14 protein-coding genes and 3 tRNA genes are annotated in these 13,600 nt (G+C 67.5%); 3 read left to right on the forward strand and 14 right to left on the reverse strand.

The features are described 5' to 3' along the window. Positions 1 to 211: 211 nt before the first annotated feature. From OG984_RS06230 to OG984_RS06255, 6 genes are all read right to left on the reverse strand, one after another. On the reverse strand, positions 212 to 967 hold the full coding sequence (locus OG984_RS06230; RefSeq protein WP_328530736.1) for a DUF6338 family protein: 756 nt from the start codon (positions 965 to 967) through the stop codon (positions 212 to 214). A gap of 638 nt (positions 968 to 1,605) precedes the next feature. Continuing rightward, positions 1,606 to 2,748, reverse strand: coding sequence for a competence protein CoiA family protein (locus tag OG984_RS06235; RefSeq protein WP_328530737.1), 1,143 nt, complete (start codon positions 2,746 to 2,748; stop codon positions 1,606 to 1,608). 258 nt (positions 2,749 to 3,006) lie between these two features. Continuing rightward, positions 3,007 to 3,498, reverse strand: coding sequence for a hypothetical protein (locus tag OG984_RS06240; RefSeq protein ID WP_328530738.1), 492 nt, complete (start codon positions 3,496 to 3,498; stop codon positions 3,007 to 3,009). Between the two features lie 140 nt (positions 3,499 to 3,638). Next, positions 3,639 to 3,713 (reverse strand) — tRNA-Val (locus OG984_RS06245). Between the two features lie 32 nt (positions 3,714 to 3,745). Further along, positions 3,746 to 3,816: transfer RNA gene (locus OG984_RS06250), tRNA-Cys, on the reverse strand. A gap of 35 nt (positions 3,817 to 3,851) precedes the next feature. Continuing rightward, positions 3,852 to 3,924 (reverse strand) — tRNA-Gly (locus OG984_RS06255). A gap of 168 nt (positions 3,925 to 4,092) precedes the next feature. Between OG984_RS06255 and OG984_RS06260 the strand changes: the two genes are divergently transcribed. Continuing rightward, positions 4,093 to 4,914 carry an aminotransferase class IV gene (locus OG984_RS06260; RefSeq protein ID WP_328530739.1) on the forward strand — a complete coding sequence of 274 codons (822 nt, stop codon included), beginning with the start codon at positions 4,093 to 4,095 and terminating at the stop codon, positions 4,912 to 4,914. Positions 4,915 to 4,928: 14 nt separating this feature from the next. Here the strand turns inward: OG984_RS06260 and OG984_RS29490 are convergent, their stop codons facing one another. The 8 genes from OG984_RS29490 to OG984_RS06295 form a co-directional block, all read right to left on the reverse strand. Further along, positions 4,929 to 5,030, reverse strand: a complete 102-nt coding sequence (locus OG984_RS29490) for an MFS transporter small subunit (RefSeq protein ID WP_008359741.1) — start codon at positions 5,028 to 5,030, stop codon at positions 4,929 to 4,931. Then, positions 5,027 to 6,457, reverse strand: a complete 1,431-nt coding sequence (locus OG984_RS06265; RefSeq protein ID WP_328530740.1) for an OFA family MFS transporter — start codon at positions 6,455 to 6,457, stop codon at positions 5,027 to 5,029. Before OG984_RS06265 ends, OG984_RS29490 begins: the two co-directional genes overlap by 4 nt. Positions 6,458 to 6,582: 125 nt before the next feature. Then, on the reverse strand, positions 6,583 to 7,020 hold the full coding sequence (locus tag OG984_RS06270) for an SsgA family sporulation/cell division regulator (RefSeq protein ID WP_328530741.1): 438 nt from the start codon (positions 7,018 to 7,020) through the stop codon (positions 6,583 to 6,585). 101 nt (positions 7,021 to 7,121) lie between these two features. Beyond that, positions 7,122 to 8,030 carry a 5'-3' exonuclease gene (locus OG984_RS06275; protein WP_442941000.1) on the reverse strand — a complete coding sequence of 303 codons (909 nt, stop codon included), beginning with the start codon at positions 8,028 to 8,030 and terminating at the stop codon, positions 7,122 to 7,124. Between the two features lie 24 nt (positions 8,031 to 8,054). Further along, entirely contained in the window at positions 8,055 to 8,867 is an 813-nt protein-coding gene (locus OG984_RS06280; protein ID WP_008359735.1) for an ABC transporter permease, read from the reverse strand. Continuing rightward, the gene (locus tag OG984_RS06285; RefSeq protein ID WP_008359734.1) at positions 8,864 to 9,724 is read right to left on the reverse strand and encodes an ABC transporter permease; all 861 of its coding nucleotides are present in this window, start codon (positions 9,722 to 9,724) and stop codon (positions 8,864 to 8,866) included. Before OG984_RS06285 ends, OG984_RS06280 begins: the two co-directional genes overlap by 4 nt. Then, the gene (locus tag OG984_RS06290) at positions 9,721 to 10,908 is read right to left on the reverse strand and encodes an extracellular solute-binding protein (protein WP_328530744.1); all 1,188 of its coding nucleotides are present in this window, start codon (positions 10,906 to 10,908) and stop codon (positions 9,721 to 9,723) included. Before OG984_RS06290 ends, OG984_RS06285 begins: the two co-directional genes overlap by 4 nt. Positions 10,909 to 10,936: 28 nt before the next feature. Beyond that, positions 10,937 to 12,007 carry an ABC transporter ATP-binding protein gene (locus OG984_RS06295; protein WP_328530745.1) on the reverse strand — a complete coding sequence of 357 codons (1,071 nt, stop codon included), beginning with the start codon at positions 12,005 to 12,007 and terminating at the stop codon, positions 10,937 to 10,939. 86 nt (positions 12,008 to 12,093) lie between these two features. Here OG984_RS06295 and OG984_RS06300 point away from each other — a divergent pair, with 86 nt between their 5' ends. Continuing rightward, the gene (locus OG984_RS06300) at positions 12,094 to 12,834 is read left to right on the forward strand and encodes a FadR/GntR family transcriptional regulator (protein WP_328530746.1); all 741 of its coding nucleotides are present in this window, start codon (positions 12,094 to 12,096) and stop codon (positions 12,832 to 12,834) included. Further along, positions 12,831 to 13,532 carry a cache domain-containing protein gene (locus OG984_RS06305; protein WP_328530747.1) on the forward strand — a complete coding sequence of 234 codons (702 nt, stop codon included), beginning with the start codon at positions 12,831 to 12,833 and terminating at the stop codon, positions 13,530 to 13,532. Before OG984_RS06300 ends, OG984_RS06305 begins: the two co-directional genes overlap by 4 nt. The last annotated feature ends 68 nt before the right edge of the window (positions 13,533 to 13,600 follow it).

A 13,600-nucleotide genomic window follows, 5' to 3' on the forward strand; every position in this document is an offset into this window, starting at 1 on the left:
TGGGCGATCCCCGCCGCATTCGTGGCGACGCCCCTCTACGCCTGGGCCGCCGACGCACTGGTCAGCGTCCTCGACCGTGGCGGACCGCCATGGTTGGGCTTCTTCGCGATGCTCTGCGTGTGGAACGCCCTCAAGTTCACGCTCAACGGACTGATCACGCCGTTCATACTGGCCGCTTCTCGTCATCGTCGTCGCCGGGGGCAGGTGCTACTCAAGTCTCAGATCGTGCCGGGTCATCAGCTGCATTCTCGGGATCGTGGTCGACGTCTTCGATCGGGCTGGGTGGCTCTGGCCAGTTGTCGACGTACAGGTACCTGATCGACCGTGCGCTCAGCGACAACGCACCGTGATTCGCTACGTCTGCGCCTCCATCGGGCCGATAGAAGATCAACGGCGCGGCGAGAACGACGTCTCGATCAGGCACGTCCTCAGGCACGGTGCTGTAGGAGGCCAACCAGCCGACGACCCGCGTGCCGTCGTCCAGGAGGCAGGTGACCTGTTTGTACGCATCCGGCTCGAATTCTCGAACCACGTGCGTCCACCCAGACCGCGTGCGCGCCGCCCCCGCCGGGAGCAGACGGCAAGCCACCGCAGCGGCGTGCAACTTGCCTGGCATCCGCGCGCCGTTGAGCAGGCCAGCTCCAAGAGCCGCGAGAATCGTGGCTAGGCCGATAAACAGCATGAACCAGACACCGACGACGTCGAATGAACCGCGCGCGTATTCCCCCGGCGACGCTACGAACGCGGGTAGGTCGAGCGCAAACCGACCCGCATGCGGAGCCACGATCCGCACGATGACGATCGCGATCGCATCGAAGACCAAGCTCACGAAAACGACGGTGCTCATCTCGTGGAGCGTTGTCTTGCTCCGGGGCGCGTACGGTCCGCGATGGTGCACTGCGAGAAATGCGGCGCCCGGCGCAAGGCACGCGATGAAGAGGATCAATTGCGTGATCGAGCTCGGCATGGCGGGCTGCTACTCCGAGTCGGCACGTCTCTGATTCTGCTGGGCAATCTGAGCCTGTGCTGTCGGTGGTTTCGAACCGGCGGGACGCTTCGGAGGTGTGACCGGCTTGTTGGGCTTGGCCTGGCCACGCTGCTCGAAATTCTCGCCTGGTCTGGCATCCATCGTCCTGATGCGCCGCTCGACGGGCCCGTTCTGTTTGGTCATCTTGGTGCTCCCTTCCGCGTCGCGTCGCGATTGTCGCGACGCTGTGCGGAACGTTAGCGGTTCGCACCGACAAGTATGCGGAACCGACGCTGACTCCCGCGGCGTCGCCCATCTCGGATGGCCCACCGCTCCATGAGGACGCGCGCGGCACCGGTCGACATCGCCATCGCGTGGCGTCACGCCGTCGGTCCGTCGGCCTGGAACGTGAGCCACTCTGAACCAGACGTAGCATGGAAGATGACACGCCGCTGTTGCCCTCGAGGACGCGGCCGAGGAAGCGCAGCCTTCAGCCCCTAAGCCGATCGCGAGCGGGCAGGTTGACCGGCTGCGGAAGGTCCTCGACGCCCGCGGTGTGACCAGATGGCCGAACGTCGCGCAGTGATCGAGCGGCATGCCAGGCGGGAGATTGAGTCCACCCCGGGAGGGGAAAGATCCTAGTTCGGCCGATAGCACCCGACGTGGACTCCGCTCTGGATCAGCGCCTCGTCGAGAGCGAGTCCACAACCGCCGCAGAAGGGCTGCCATCCAAGGTCCCTGAGCCAGAACCGGTACGACCAGATCTCTGCTAGGGCGGTGGTGTAGTGCTTGCGGGTCCAGTCGGCCAAGGGGAGTTCGGTCATCTGTCGAAAGCGGAAGGCGTCAGCGACGCGGGCGTCGGCAAGCACGGCGGCGAGCGTACGCAGCCTGTCGATGATCGCGGCCCGGTCCACCCGCAGTTGCCTGTTCATGCTCCGGGCCCGATTCAGTCTGCCGAGGCGCTTGTGGCGTGCCCACTCGCCGAGCAATTGGACAGAGCCTCCCTTGTTGTTCGTGGCCGATGCAGCGGGACCCGGCAGCGCGAGCGGCGTTGTAGACGCAGCCGCCGGTGGCAACCCGCGATGCTGCGTCTCGCGACGTGCCACTGGTGTTCGTGCAGGAGAGTCCAGCAGGGGCAAGAGCGTCGAGAGGCCGAGGACGCGGGTCTTGCGACTGTGGGAAGCAGCAGGGCCGTCGGACACCCAGCCAAGATCCTCGTCGCGCTTCACGTCCCCGTGCCCGGTGAGCACCCACTCGCCGTGCCTCTGGAGGCGTACGCGCTTCGCGTCGTCAGGGAACGCCGGGGCGCGCAGGTCGCCGTCGATGAGCCACACCGGGGTGATGCCCGCCTGGATGTGGTCGACGGATCGGGCGTAACTGGTGTCGTCGGGGATCGCAGACAGCTGGACCTCGAAGGTGAACTGGCGCCCGAGGTGATCGCGGGTCCAGACGTCGGCGCGCCTGTTAGTGCCTGGAACGCACCACTCGACTTTCGCGTCCCAACCGAGTGCCCGGCACATGCCGTAGATGCGGCGTTTCAGCTCGTGATGGGCGTCGGACTCCCGCGCGACGACGAAGCGACAGTCTGCTGGCGCGCCAGCCAAGTGTCGGAAGTGCGAGCTCCGTCGTGCGGGCATGACGACGGTCATCGAATGGGAGCAGTCCTTGCAGCGTAAGGCCTGACGGCGACGCTTCACTAGGCTCGCGACGTCCGCAAACGATCGAGCGTCGTGATCGAAGATGAAGATGGGCCGACCATCGAGAACAGCGGTCAACGGCATGGCGCACTCCTGAACTACCACCACCGGGGTGGCGTCGACACGGACAGACGACGAGCCGCAAGGGACTACAGCAGTCCCACTGGTTCTCAGGCCGGACTTAAGGAGGTAGTTGTCTGTGTCGTTGGAGTGCGAGCGCGGAGATGGCGGGCCGTGGTCGCACCGTTTGTTAACGGGCCGCCGCGCTTACTTTGTTTGATGTGTTTTGTGAGTTTCGAAAATGCCGTTATCGCTGAGAGGCTCGGCAGCGAGCCGAGCGCATCACAGCGCCGGTCGATCAGGCGTTCGATCAGGGTGGTCAACGGACGTGACCTCTGCGTTGTCTCGCACGGCGTCCGCTCGGTCCCTCGGGGCGCCCGGTCGGGGCTCGTCGTCCTCGAGCGAGCACGTCAGCTCCGCTAGCTCGCTGTCGTTGATATACGCCGCTTCAGCGACCCACGGCGGAAACATGTCGGCGGCCTCGGAAACCTTCCCGGGATCGCTGACGCTGGCCCAGTACGCCTCACCGGCGGCGGTGAGGAACGAAACGAGCGTCGACAGTGCTTGGCGTGGGTCGACGGGGGAGGAGACAGCTGAGTAGAGGTCGTACGCCTCGACCGGGGAGTGGGCTGAGTTGTGCTCGTCGGAGATTCGGTAGCCGTACTTGCAACGGAGTCCACCAGTCTCATCGGCGGCACCTCCGACGTGCCAGACGTAGATGCGGAGGCCGCCCGCGGTCGCGGCGATGCGGGTTCTGTCCTCGAAAGTGATCATGTCCGCAGGTGTGCGCCGACCGTCTGATGAGGCCGCGTAGCCGATCTGAGTTAAATCTATTGGCTACAGAACGGCTACAGACCCTCGAAAACGAGCCCGGCTCCTGACCTGTTTCCCCAGGTCAGGAGCCGAATTCAATGTGGTGGACGATACTGGGTTTGAACCAGTGACCTCTTCCGTGTCAAGGAAGCGCGCTACCGCTGCGCCAATCGTCCGTGGCTATTCAATTTATCAGGGTGGTGCTTCGAGGTGGGTACGGGATTTGAACCCGTGTACACGGATTTGCAGTCCGTTGCCTCGCCTCTCGGCCAACCCACCGCTGGAGGCAATGCCTCCGGTGGAGACCTACTCCGAGCGGACGACGAGGCTCGAACTCGCGACCTCAACCTTGGCAAGGTTGCGCTCTACCAACTGAGCTACGTCCGCTTGTTGCTTCCGGCCCGGTTTCCCGTGCCCTTGGCGACGAGAAGAACATTAACGGAGCCGCACCCGGGGGACAAATCGGGGGTCACCTTCGTGTCATTCACCAACAGCCCCAGGAGTCCCATCGGCGCGCATTCCGGGCCCTGACCAGGGACGTCATAGGGTTGCCGCATGCGCGCGTGGATCGATGGTCAGCTTCTCGACAACCCGGCCGCTCCGGCGGTCTCCATCCGCGACCACGGTCTGGTGGTCGGCGACGGCGTCTTCGAGACGCTCAAGGTGATCGAGGACCAGCCGTTCGCGCTCGCTCTCCACCTCGACCGCCTGGAGCGGTCGGCGACCGGACTCGGCCTGCCCGCTCCCGACCGCGGGTTCATCACCAAGGGCGTGGAGGCCGTGCTCGGGGCAGCCCCGACGGCGTACGGCCGCCTTCGGATCACCATCACGGGCGGGCCGGCGCCGTTCGGCTCCGGTCGCGTGGACGTCGCGCCCACGGTCATCATCGGCCTCGAGGACGCCGAGCCCAACCCGACCGAAACCAAGGTCGTCAGCGTGCCGTGGCGCCGCAACGAGCACGGCGCGACGAGCGGCCTGAAAACGACGTCGTACGCGGAGAACGTGATCGCCCTCGCCGAGGCGCGCAAGCACGGGGCCACCGAGGCGATCTTCGCCAACACCGTGGGCGACCTGTGCGAGGGCACCGGGAGCAACATCTTCTACGTGCTCGACGGAGCGCTGAAGACCCCGACCCTGTCCAGCGGTCCGCTGGCCGGGATCACCCGTGCGCTGGTGCTGGAGTGGTTCGGCGCGGAGGAGACCGACGAGCCGCTGGCCGAGGTCGAGGAGTACGCCACGGAGGTCTTCCTCACCTCCAGCCTGCGCGACGTGCAGGCGGTGACGGAGTGGGGCACGCGCACCCTCCCGCACGGCCCGGTGACCCGGGCGGCGCAGGAGGCGTGGCGTACGAACGAGCCGAGCCTGCTCGGCCTCTGAGCCGAGGGAAGAACTCAGCCGGTGAAGAGCTGCGCCGCACGGCGCAGCGTCTCGATGACTCCGTAGGCCAGCGGGATCCCGACCAGGGCCCAGGCGACGACGATCTTGGGGTTCATGCTGCGCTCCTCTCGGTCTCAGCGGGATCGGCCGAAGACGGCTCGTGGAAACGGTCCGGCACCTGGTGGACCAGGAGGTTGGCGACGAAGCCGACCGCCAGCAGACCGACCATGGTCAGCAGCGCGGGCCGGTAGGCGTCCGCGGTGAGCGTGCCGGGCTCGCCCTGCGCGTCGAGGAAGGCGTTGATGATGAGCGGCCCGGCGATGCCCGCGGCCGACCACGCGGTCAGCAGCCGGCCGTGGATGGCACCGACCTGGAAGGTGCCGAAGAGGTCACGCAGGTAGGCGGGGACGGTCGCGAAGCCGCCACCGTAGAAGGACAGGATCACCACCGCGAGCAGCACGAACAGCGCCATCGAGGCGCTGCCGACCGTCGCCAGCAGCAGATAGAGGACCAGGCCGACGCCGAGGTACATCATGTAGATCGGCCTGCGGCCGATGACGTCGGACGTCGAGGACCAGATGAACCGGCCGCCCATGTTGGCGATCGAGAGCAGCCCGACGAAGCCTCCGGCCGCGACGGCGCTCACCGAGGAGACTCCGTCGGTGCGGAAGAAGTCCTGGATCATCGGAGCCGCCTGCTCGAGGATGCCGATGCCGGCGGTGACGTTGCAGAAGAGCACGATCCAGACGAGCCAGAAGGAGCGGGTGCGGACGGCGTTGCGAGCAGACACGCTCGCGGTGGTGACGAGCTTCTTCTCCTTGACGCTGGCAGGGTCCCAGCCTGCCGGCGTCCAGCCATCCGGCGGGACCCGCACGGTGGCTGCGCCGAAGGACATGAAGACCAGGTAGACCACGCCGAGGGTGAGGAAGAGCATCATCACGGCGTGGCCGTCGGGCACGGTCGTGGCGTCACCGGTGTAGGACGGGTCGTAGAGCGCCAGCAGTCGGCCGCTGAGCGGGCTGGCGATCATCGCGCCGCCGCCGAAGCCCATGATCGCCATCCCCGTGGCCAGGCCAGGCCGGTCCGGGAACCACTTGATCAGCGTGGAGACGGGAGAGATGTACCCGATGCCGAGCCCGATGCCTCCGATGAAGCCGTAGCCGAGGTAGACCAGCCACAGCTGGCCGGTGCCGATGCCGAGCGCTCCGATGAAGAACCCGGAGGCCCAGAACACCGCGGCCGCGGTCATCGCCGCGCGCGGTCCGTTGCGGTCGACCCAGGTGCCCATCACGGCGGCGGAGAGGCCGAGCATCACGATCGCGATCGAGAAGATCACGCCGATCGCCGTCTGGCTCGAGTCGAAGTGCTCGACGAGAGCGGTCTTGTAGACGCTCGTGGCGTACACCTGGCCGATGCAGAGGTGGACGGCGAGAGCGGCGGGTGGGATGAGCCAACGGCTGAAGCCGGGGGCGGCCACCGTTCGCTCGCGAGACAGGAAAGCTGGCAGCACTGTGACCTCCGAGAGGGTGCGGGTGACGCACATCACTACCACAGTTGACCTGGCAACCGCGAGGGATCGCTTCCGGTCAGCGAAAAGCACGCACCCTCCCGTCCCGGGGCGTCCGGGACGGGAGGGTGCGCTGACGAACGAGCAGGCGGGCGGAGTGCCTACTCGGCGTCGAAGGAACTGCCCAGCAGGTCCGCGATCAGAGCGTCGAGATCCATGTGCTGGCTCTCCGAGCCGACCGGGACGGCCGAGAAGGACTTGCCGAGGAACATCTGCACCTCGCTGGAGTCGGCGGTCGCGATGAGACGGCCGTCGGGGGAGCTGAAGTCGAAGACGGCCACCGCCTTGGCGTCCTCGTCGATGCTGGGGTAGATCTTCACGTCGCCCTCACCGGCGGGGGCGGCCAGTCCCTGCAGCATCAGGGTGCGGGACACGACCCACTCGACGTCACCGCCGCTGGAGTGGAAGGTCAGGCTCACTGCGTACGGGTCGTTCTCGCGGTAGCCCAGGGTGGTCGGCACCTCCACCGTGCGACCCCAGGGGTCGAGGCACGAGATCTTGATGTCCTGCTGCACTGCCGGGTGCTTGATGTCGCTCATTCGTCCGCTCCTTCTTGGTGGTCTTGCCAAGGAGACGGAGCGGTACGCGGCTGATGATGCCGTTTCTACAAACTTTCTGAACCGAGTTGTGGAGACCTGGATCACACCCGCGCGAGAGCGGCTTCCAGGCGGGCGACCGGGGAGGTCAGGTTGTAGGTCGCGGCCAGCTCGCGCAGGCGTTCCGGGTCGGCCGGGGCGCTCGGCAGGGCGGTCCGGCTGCGGTCCAGGTCGAGGTCCCGCGCGACTGCCACGACCTGGGGCGCCACGGCCAGGTACGGGACCGCGTCGATGAACTTCTGCCGCTGCGCCTTGGTGAGCGACGTGGTCGGGTCGGCGACCGCGGCGACGATCCCGTCCAGGTCCCCGTACTGCTCGAGCAGCTTGGCCGCGGTCTTCTCACCCACGCCCTTGACGCCCGGCAGTCCGTCGGAGGTGTCGCCGCGCATGGTGGCGAAGTCGGCGTACTGCGCGGCGGTGATGCCGTACTTCGCGATCACCCACTTCTCGTCCACCAGATCCGGATCGCCCACGCCCCGGGTCGGGTAGAGGATGCGTACGCCGGCAGCGTCGTCGACCAGCTGGAAGAGGTCGCGGTCGCCGGTGACGACGTCGACCGGCATCCCCGCGCCGGTGGCGAGGGTGCCGATCACGTCGTCGGCCTCGTAGCCGTCGACGCCGATCACGCAGATCCCGGCGGCCGCGAGCACCTCGCGGATGATCGGCACCTGGACCTGCAGCGGGTCGGGGACCTCCTCCACGTCCGGGACGGTCTCGAGCTCCTCGACCACACGGTGCGCCTTGTAGGACGGGATCAGGTCGACCCGCCACTGGGGGCGCCAGTCGTTGTCCCAGCAGCACACCAGATCGGTGGGGGAGTAGTCGTTGACCAGCCGGGAGATGAACTCCAGCAGACCACGGACGGCGTTGACCGGGGTGCCGTCCTCGGCCTTGATCTCGGGCACGCCGAAGTAGGCCCGGAAGTAGAGCGACGCGGTGTCCAGCAGGAGCATTCGAGGTTCAGCCACGAGTGAAGCCTAGTGAATCGCCCGCGTCGTGTCGGTCGGGTCGGACGAGAGTCGCTGAGCCAGCCAGATCGGCGCGACCGAGACGACGATCATGACGACCGCCACCACGTTGACGATCGGCGCCTGACCAGGGCGGAACAGGTTGGTCAGGATCCAGACCGGCAGGGTGGTCACCCCCGGTCCGGCGGCGAACGTCGTCACGATGATCTCGTCGAAGCTGAGCGCGAACGCCAGCAGCCCACCGGCCAGCAGCGCCGACCGCAGCTGGGGGAGCGTGACCAGCCGGAAGGTGGTCCACATCCCCGCCCCGAGGTCGGCGGAGGCCTCCTCGAGGTTGCCACCCATCCGCCGCAGCCGCGCCTGCACGTTGTTGAAGACGGTCACGATGCAGAAGGTCGCGTGCGCCACCACGAGGGTGAAGAACCCCAGGCGTACGCCGAGGATCGACGAGAACGCGTTGGACAGCGCGATGCCGGTGACGATGCCGGGCAGGGCGATCGGGAGCACCACCAGCAGGTTCACGGTGTCCTTCCCGAAGAAGGAGTAGCGCTGCATCGCCAGGCCGAGCAGGGTACCGAGGACCAGCGCCAGCACCGTGGCACAGGCCGCGACCGTCAGCGAGGTGAGGATCGCGTCGTGCGCTCCCGGGTTGACCGCAGCCCGCTGCCACCATTGGGTGGTGAAGCCGCTGGGCGGCCAGGTCAGTGCCTGGGAGGTGTTGAAGGAGTTGACGACGACCAGGGCCAGCGGTGCGTAGAGCACGGCGAGCACCAGGCCGGTCACCGCGGCGAGCAGGCGTCGGGTCGATCGCGAGATGGTCATAGGTTCTCCAGAGCTCCGGTGCGGCGTACCAACGCCAGGTAGATCATGATCACGACGATCGGGATCAGCGCGATCGCGGCGGCCAGCGGCAGGTTCGACCCCGAGTTGATGTAGACGAGGTTGCCGAGCATCTGGTTGGCGCCGCCGACGATGTTGACCGTGATGTAGTCGCCCATGGTCAGCGAGAACGAGAAGATCGACCCCGCGACCAGCCCGGGGACCACCAGTGGCAGCACCACGGTGCGGAACGTCAGCGCCGGCCGGGCTCCGAGATCGCCGGCGGCGTCGAGCAGCGAGTCCGGGACACGCTCGTAGGCTGCGTACACGGGGAGGATGACGTACGGAAGCCAGATGTACGCCTGCGTCAGCACGATCGCGGTGAAGCCGAATCCCGGCGACCCGAGGCCGACCAGGCCGCCGGCCCAGTCGAGCAGGCCGCCGTTGGACAGCAGCGAGCGCCAGGCGAGCGCCTTGACGAGGTAGGACGCCCACAGCGGCATCAGGAACGCGATCACGAGCAGGTGGCGCGAGCGCCTCGAGGCGATCTTGGCCATGTAGAAGCCGACCGGGAGTGCGATCGCGCAGTCGATCAGGGTCACCAGCAGCGCCACCCCGAGGGTGCGCAGCGTGACGGTCCGGTAGAGCGCCTCGCCGGTGATCTCGCGGACGTTGTCGAGGGTGAAGGTGCGCTGGAGCTCGTTGGTGAAGGAGTCGATCGTCCAGAACGCCGTCACCAGCAGCGCCGCGAGAGCGACGACGTAGACGAGCACCAGCCAGGTCAGGGGAGCGGCCAGCAGGAGGCCGAGGCGGATGCCCGGCCTCCTGCTGAGCGTGCTGCTGATGGAGCTCAAGGTCACCCCTTGATCTCCGCCCAGGCCTTGGTCCAGTCCTGGTAGTCGGTGCACTTGACGTCGGTCCGTCCGTCCAGGCACTTCTCGATCGGGGTGTTCCAGAACCAGATCTGCTCGGCGTACTTCTCGTCACCGGCGTGGAAGGTCTCGCAGTGGCCCTCGGAGGCGAACTCGCAGGCCTTGTCCGAGTTGGGTGCCTCGCCGAAGTACTCGGTCGCCTGGGCGTTGGTCTTCGGGTCGGAGATGTGGTTGAGCCAGGCGTAGGCGCAGTTGGGCGACTTCGCGTTCGAGGAGATCATCCAGGTGTCGTTCCAGCCGGTCGCGCCCTCGGAGGGGAGGATCGCCTCCACCGAGGCCTTCTTCGGGTCGATCAGGTTGGCGATCACCTGCCAGGTGGTGCCGACCACGGTGTCGCCGGTCTCGAAGGAGGCCTGCGTCTTGGTGTAGTCGGACCAGTACTCACCCACGGAGGCCCGCTGCGTCTTGAGCAGGTCGACGGCCGCCGCGAGCTGCTTCTCGTCGAGCGAGTAGGGGTCCTCGATCCCCAGGTCGGGCTGGTGCGCCATCAGGTAGACCGCGGCGTCGGCGATGTAGATCGGCGAGTCGTACGCGGTGACCTGGCCCTTGTGCTTCGGCGCGTCCTCGAAGACCGCCTTCCACGAGGTCGGGGCGGGGGTGACGTCCTCGGTGTTGTACATCAGCAGGTTGGCGCCGTAGCCGTGCGGGATGCCGTAGTTCTTGCCGTCCACGGTGTTCCACTCGCGGTCCTTGAGGAAGTCGTAGATGCCCTCGTAGTTGGGGATCAGGTCGGTGTTGACCTCGGCCGCCTCGCCCGCCGCGATCATCCGCAGGGTGAGGTCGCCGGAGGCGGCCACCACGTCGTACTCACCGGACTTGGCCAGGTTGAAGGCCTCGTCGGAGGTGCCGTAGACCTTGGCGGTGACCTGGCAGCCGGTCTCCTTCTCGAAGCCGGAGACCCAGTCGACCGCCGGGTCGGTCGAGCCGTCCTCGACGTAGCCGGGCCAGGCCAGGATCGAGACCTCGCCCTCGTTCTCGCCGAGCTTGTCGACGGCGCCGGTCGACTCGCCTCCGCCGTCACCGCCGCAGGCGGTGAGCGTGATCAGGGACAGGGCCGCGACGGCTGCGCCGACGGCGCGGCTGGCGGTGTACCTGGTTGGGATGTTGCGCATGATCAAACCTCTCTGGATGGGTTCTGGCTCATCGGTGTTGCACGGCACGGGACGAGTCGGTGCCCAAGGGGACCAGGTCGCCCGGCGACCAGGAGGCGACCACGCGGTCGCCCCGAGACTCTGGTTCGGCGGCATCGGGGTGCAGGGCGCCGCGGCTCTGCTCGAGGGCGACCAGCCTGGTGCCGTCCTCGAGCTCGATGTGGACGCGATGACCGGTGCCGATGTAGATCGACTCCGTGATCACCCCGGCAGCTGTCATCGCGCCGGCCGGGGCGCTCGCGGCGGCGGGTGAGAGCAGGATCTTCTCGGGCCGCAGCGCGAAGGCGCCCTCCATCTTCAACGTCCGCTTGGACGCTTCCTCGTCGAAGACGTTCGAGGTGCCGACGAAGTCGGCGACATAGGGGGAGGTCGGCCGCTCGTAGATCTCCTTCGGCGTGCCCAGCTGCACGATCCGACCGCTGTCGAAGACGGCGATCCGATCGCTGAGGGTGAGCGCCTCCTCCTGGTCGTGGGTGACGAAGACGAAGGTGATCCCCAGCTCGCGCTGGATCTGCTTGAGCTCGACCTGCATCTGCTCGCGGAGCTTGAGGTCGAGCGCCCCGAGCGGCTCGTCGAGGAGCAGCACCCTGGGACGTACGACGATCGAGCGGGCCAGCGCGACCCGCTGCCGCTGTCCACCCGACAGCTCGGTCGGCTTCCGGGTCGCGACGTGCTCGAGGCGGACCATCGCGAGCGCCTCACGTGCCCGTGAGCTCCGCTCGGTCTTCGGCACCCCACGGACCCGCAGCCCGTACGCGACGTTCTCCAGCACGTTGAGGTGCGGGAAGAGCGCGTAGTCCTGGAAGACCGTGGTCACGTCGCGGTCGAACGGCGCCAGCGCGGTGACGTCCTCGCTGCCGAGGCGGATCGTGCCGGAGTCGGCGCGCTCGAAGCCCGCGATGAGGCGCAGCACGGTCGTCTTGCCGGAGCCGGAGGGCCCGAGCATCGAGAAGAACTCGCCGTCGCCGATGGTCAGGTCGAGAGCGTCGACGGCCATCACGTCGCCGTACGCCTTGGACACGGCGTCGAGCTGGATCTGCGGGGATTCGGTCGGTCGCATTGCTGAATCATATGGAACCAGATCTTAGATTTTAAAGACCTTCTGCGTAAGTTCTTCGTAAACCCACTCGAAGGAGGAGCCCGATCGTGGCCAACCCCCGCGCGATCACCTCGCGCGCCCGGTCGGCGATCTTCGCGCCGATCGGCGACGAAGGCAGAGCCGTACGTGTCGAGAACCGGCTGGCGGAGGCGATCCGCTCGGGCGTCCTCGCCGACGGTGACCGCCTGCCGAGCGAGCTCGAGCTCGCCCAGATGCTCGGGGTGGCGACCGTGACCGCCCGCGAGGCGCTGGTCTCGCTGCGGGCGCAGGGCCTGGTCGTGACGACACGGGGACGTGGCGGTGGTTCGTTCGTGCGAGCTCCTGACCCCGGCGACATCGTGAAGGGAAGGCTCGCCACGATGTCGCGTGTCGAGCTCCGCGACCGGGCGAGTCTGTATCAGGTGGTGCTGACCGGCTGTGCCGAGCTCGCCGCCGAACGGGCAGCCCCGGAGGAGGTCGAGGATCTCCAGGACCTGCTGATCCCGGTGGACGAGGCGGACGTCGGCCGATGGCGCGACGCGGAGAGCGAGCTCTATCTCTCCGTCGCCGCGTTGACACAGTCGGCGCGTCTCACCCGGGAGGTGGTGCGACAGGAGGCCGACTTCGGTACGTTGCTGCGAGTGCCGCTGAGCGAGCCGGACTTCCGGCAGGCATCCGGCGAGCGGCACCGGGCGCTGGTCGCCGCACTGGGGTCGGGCGACGTGGCCGCGGCCCGGGGGAGCGTACGCGACCATCTGACCCACGCCGTTGCACGTCTGACCGAGATCCACGAGGTGGTACGCCAGTGAACATCGATGTGTCCCTCGACTGCGCCGCCAGGATCGAGCAGCACTTCGGCTCCATCCTCACCGAGCTCGAACGACTGCGGACCGAGGTCGGTGCTCTCTTCGCCGCCGGACCGGTCACCTCGGATCAGCTTCGGGCACACGTCGAGGAAGGCACGCTGGCGTTCCTCCAGGACCCGAACCTCCTGGGCGGCGGGTTCGTCGCCGCACCGGACGCGCTCAGCGACCGGCGGCTCTACCTGGCCTGGTGGCAGGGAGCGGGCCGCGACCTCCTCGGCGAGGCCGAGGTGCCGGGCACTAGGGAGACCATGGACTACACCCGCCAGCCGTGGTTCCGCGTCCCGGAGCGCACCGGGCGGCTGCACGTCGCCGGGCCCTACGTCGACTTCGTCTGCGCCGACGAGTACGTCATGACCACGACGCTGCCGGTCTACGCCGACGGGCGGATGGTCGGCGTAGCCGGCGCGGACACCTCGGTCGAGACCCTGGAGACGATGCTCCTGCCCGGACTGCGGGAGGCCGGCGCCACGCTGGTCAACGCGCACGGCCGGGTGGTCGTCTCGGCGGACCCGCACCGGGCCACCGGCGAGGCCATGAACGGCGCCGACGAGGCCCCCGAGGGCCGGCTCCTGTCCGTGGTCCGAGCAGCGCCCACCGACAGTCAGGATGAGCTGGTGTCGCTCGCCGGCTGGCCCCGCTGAAGCCGGAAATCTTTCGACATCAACTAGTTTTTTGGACGTTGCGGCGGAGATATTGCTGTTGTGGGTAC

Origin of the sequence: Nocardioides sp. NBC_00368, from assembly GCF_036090055.1 — a bacterium.
Taxonomy (GTDB): domain Bacteria; phylum Actinomycetota; class Actinomycetes; order Propionibacteriales; family Nocardioidaceae; genus Nocardioides.